3 protein-coding genes are annotated in these 3,506 nt (G+C 62.6%); all 3 read right to left on the bottom strand.

Annotated features, from left to right (window positions below; translation table 11 throughout):
* Nucleotides 1–376: 376 nt before the first annotated feature.
* Nucleotides 377–1,465 carry a quinone-dependent dihydroorotate dehydrogenase gene (locus tag Q0216_RS07470; RefSeq protein ID WP_049354640.1) on the bottom strand — a complete coding sequence of 363 codons (1,089 nt, stop codon included), beginning with the start codon at nt 1,463–1,465 and terminating at the stop codon, nt 377–379.
* 55 nt (nt 1,466–1,520) lie between these two features.
* Nucleotides 1,521–2,312, bottom strand: coding sequence for an isoprenyl transferase (locus Q0216_RS07475; protein ID WP_049349629.1), 792 nt, complete (start codon nt 2,310–2,312; stop codon nt 1,521–1,523).
* Between the two features lie 232 nt (nt 2,313–2,544).
* Nucleotides 2,545–3,408: a DNA repair protein RecO gene (recO, locus tag Q0216_RS07480; RefSeq protein ID WP_298594200.1), complete on the bottom strand. Its 864-nt coding sequence runs from the start codon at nt 3,406–3,408 to the stop codon at nt 2,545–2,547.
* Between the last annotated feature and the right edge of the window lie 98 nt (nt 3,409–3,506).

The following is a 3,506-nucleotide window of genomic DNA, read 5'->3' on the forward strand; positions in this document are numbered from 1 at the left end:
GCGGTGCGCAGGCGGCGAGTAGGGTGCTGAGGCTGATGAGGGTGCCTCCGGTCAGTATTGAGCGGCGGTTCAGCGTGTTGGGGTTCATGGTTGGTCCTCCACATCGTTGTAGTGCGTGGTCTCCCACTTATCTCCATTATGCGCGAGCAAACATCTTAAACGCCCAGAAGCCACATGTGTTTCGAGAAGCTACTTCTTTAGTGGCTTTTCGAAACACATGTGGCTTTTCGGCGGAATAGAGGGGCGGAATAGAAGGCACACAAAAGGGGGCACCGCCTCCACCCCAACGGGTAGAGAACGGTGCCCCCTTTCAGCACGCAGAGTCAACACGCCAAGTCAGCACGCCGAGGGGCATAAAGCCCCCGCCTGCAAACCTTTAGCGGCGAGCGCGGCGCAGCTTCACCAGGCCACGGTTAATGTGAGCCGCCCAGAGCGGACCCTCATACAGGAACGCGGTGTAGCCCTGCACCAGGTCAGCGCCAGCGTCCAGGCGTTCCTGCACATCCTCGGCGGTGGTCACGCCACCCACGGAGATAATCGCGAGGTCGTCGCCAATCTCACGCTTGAGCAGGCGCAACACCTCAAGGGAGCGGGGCTTCAACGGTGCACCAGAGAGGCCACCGGCACCGATTTCCTTAACCTTGGTCATGTCACTGGTCAGGCCCAGGCCCTCGCGGGCGATGGTGGTATTGGTGGCGATGATGCCGTCCAGCTTCAGCTCCTTCGCAAGCGCCGCAACCTCGATAACGTCCTCATCAACCAGGTCCGGTGCGATCTTCACGGTCAGCGGTACGTGGCGGTTGGGGCATACGCGGTCTGCCTCTTCACGCACGGCGGCAAGCAGCGGGCGCAGCGACTCGATAGCCTGCAGGGTGCGCAGACCCGGAGTGTTCGGGGAAGAAACGTTGACGACCAGGTAGTCTGCCTGCGGTGCCAGGGTGCGGGTAGAAATCAGGTAGTCATCGATAGCGTTCTCGAGCTCAACGACCTTGGTCTTGCCGATGTTCACGCCAATGACCGGGCGTACGGCGCCGCGGTATTCGGTTTCGAGGTCTGCGCGCGCGGCGGCAACGCGCGGGCCTGCCGCTGCGGCACCGTCGTTGTTGAAGCCCATGCGGTTGATGACCGCCTTATCTTCCACGAGGCGGAAGAGGCGCGGCTGCGGGTTGCCGGGCTGCGCCTGACCGGTGATGGTACCGATCTCGACGTGACCGAAGCCGATACCAGCCAGCGCGGCAATGCCCTTACCGCCCTTGTCGAAGCCAGCCGCCAGGCCGAACGGCGAGGGGAAAGTAATGCCCATGACGGTGGTTGCCAGTTCCGGTGCGGGCTGGAAGTACTTGCGCAGCGCGCGGGTGATGCCGACGTTGCGCAGGGTCTGAACACCCCAGAAGCCGACGTGGTGTGCCTTCTCGGGGTCCATGCCCTTGAAGAAGATGTTGAAGAAGGTCGGGTAGATGCGCATTTGTTCTCCCTAAGGTTGGAGGGTGTGGGTGGTTTATGGGGCTACGGGCTGAGCGCTACTTGTCGTTGGCGACAGCGTCGACAGCGCCACCGTAGCGGCGGTCGCGGCGCGCGTACTCTTCGACAGCTTCCCAGAGGGTGCGGCGGTCAACGTCGGGCCAGAGCACGTTCATGAAAATCATCTCGGCGTAGGCGCTCTGCCAGAGCAAGAAGTTCGAGATGCGCTGCTCACCGGAGGAACGCAGGAACAGGTCAACGTCGGGAAGGTCGGGCTCATCCAGGTACTTCTGGATGGTCTTTTCGGTAATGTTGCCGGGCTTGAGCTTGCCCGCCACAGCGTCCGCTGCGATAGCTGCCGCAGCGTCAGCGATTTCTGCGCGGCCGCCGTAGTTCACGCACATGGTGAGGGTGCAGACGGTGTTGTCGATGGTTTCGCGCTCGCAGTGTTCGAGCTCTTCGATGACGTTCTTCCACAGCTTGGGTCGGCGGCCAGCCCAGCGGATGCGCACGCCCCAGGTCTTGAGGGTTTCCAGCTGACGCTGCAGCACCTCGGTGGAGAAACGCATAATGAACGCAACTTCGCTGGGTGAGCGCTTCCAGTTTTCGGTGGAGAACGCGTAGGCGGTCACGTACGGGATACCCATTTCGATAGCGCCCGCAACAACGTCCAGCAGTGCCGCCTCGCCGGCGCGGTGGCCCTCGGTGCGGGGCAGGCCGCGTTCGTTTGCCCAGCGTCCGTTACCGTCCATCACAACGGCGACGTGCTGCGGAATGAACTTCTTCGGAATCGGCGGCGGGGTTGCCCCGGTGGGGTGTGCGGGCGGGGGTACGGGCTGGGTGCGTGCCATGTGTGCCTTTCTTCCCTGGCGGGTTCTCCCCCGGGGTCGTTTGCCTAGATATGCGCCAGAAATAAACCTGGCGTGCTGTTAGCTATTTTACCGTGACATAGCGCGCATGGGCGGGTGCTTCGGGGGTTATTTTGCGTCCTGGTTGACGCATGATTGACGCACCGGCGTGCATCTGCACTGTGCTGACTGTGCCGAATACGCCGGGTGGGGTTCTGGGGGGCTTTACTGCGCTTTACGGCGCAGGCATCTCCGTTTCGAGGGCGCTCACCGTTTTGAGGGGGTGTTCGAGCAGGTTCTGGGTGGTTTTCAGGTAGAGTCCCAGAATTTTGGAGGCAACCGGCACGGACGCCGCGTCAATAGTCGCCCAGGCGCGCGGATCCGCCGATGCGGTGGCGAGCGCATAGCCGAGCTCTTCGGCGCGCAGCCCGGTCAGGGGCGTGTCGGTGGCGGGTGCGCATTGGGGGCAGAGGACGGTGTAATTTCCGTAGGTGTGGGCGGTGTGGAAGGCAATGTATCTGCCGTTTCCGCCTGTAGCGCCGGGGATTGTAGTGCCGGGGACGCTGTTAGCTCCGCTATCGCCCCGGCGATCTGCATTCACGAGCGGGTTGCCGCATCGGGTGCAGTTTTCACCGATGAGCGGCCAGCCGGCGGCGTTCATACTGCGCGCCAGGTAGCGGGTCAGAATCCTCTGCGGCACATGCTGCCCGTGCGCGAGCGCGGCAAGCGCCCCGTGGGTCAGGGTGTAAATATCGGAGGTGCTATCGGCGTCTTTGGTGAGAGTTTCGGCCAGTTCGGCGATGGTGGAGGCGCACGTGTACGCATCGTAATTCGCCATAATCGGTGCGGTGTAGGCGTGCAGGGTTGCCGCCTGGGTGATGGTGTGCAGGTTGGTGCGACCGCGGCTGAAAGACAGGTCGGTGTGCATGAACGGTTCGAGTCGCCCACCGAATTTGGAGGTGGGTTTGCGTACGGCTTTGGCGACGGCGTGGGTGATTCCGTGATCGCGGGTGAGCATGATGATGATGCGGTCGGTTTCGCCGAGTTTTTGGGTGCGGAGGATGAGGGCGGCATCGCGCCAGGTGCGGGGTTCGCTCACGGGTGTCTCCGTTCTCGGTACATGCTCGGTGGATGCGTGGTAGATTCTCGGTAGGTGTTCGGCGGGTGCTCGGCGGGCACTGCACTCAGTAGATGCTG

Origin of the sequence: uncultured Rothia sp. (assembly GCF_937976295.1) — a bacterium.
Classification (GTDB): Bacteria; Actinomycetota; Actinomycetes; order Actinomycetales; family Micrococcaceae; genus Rothia.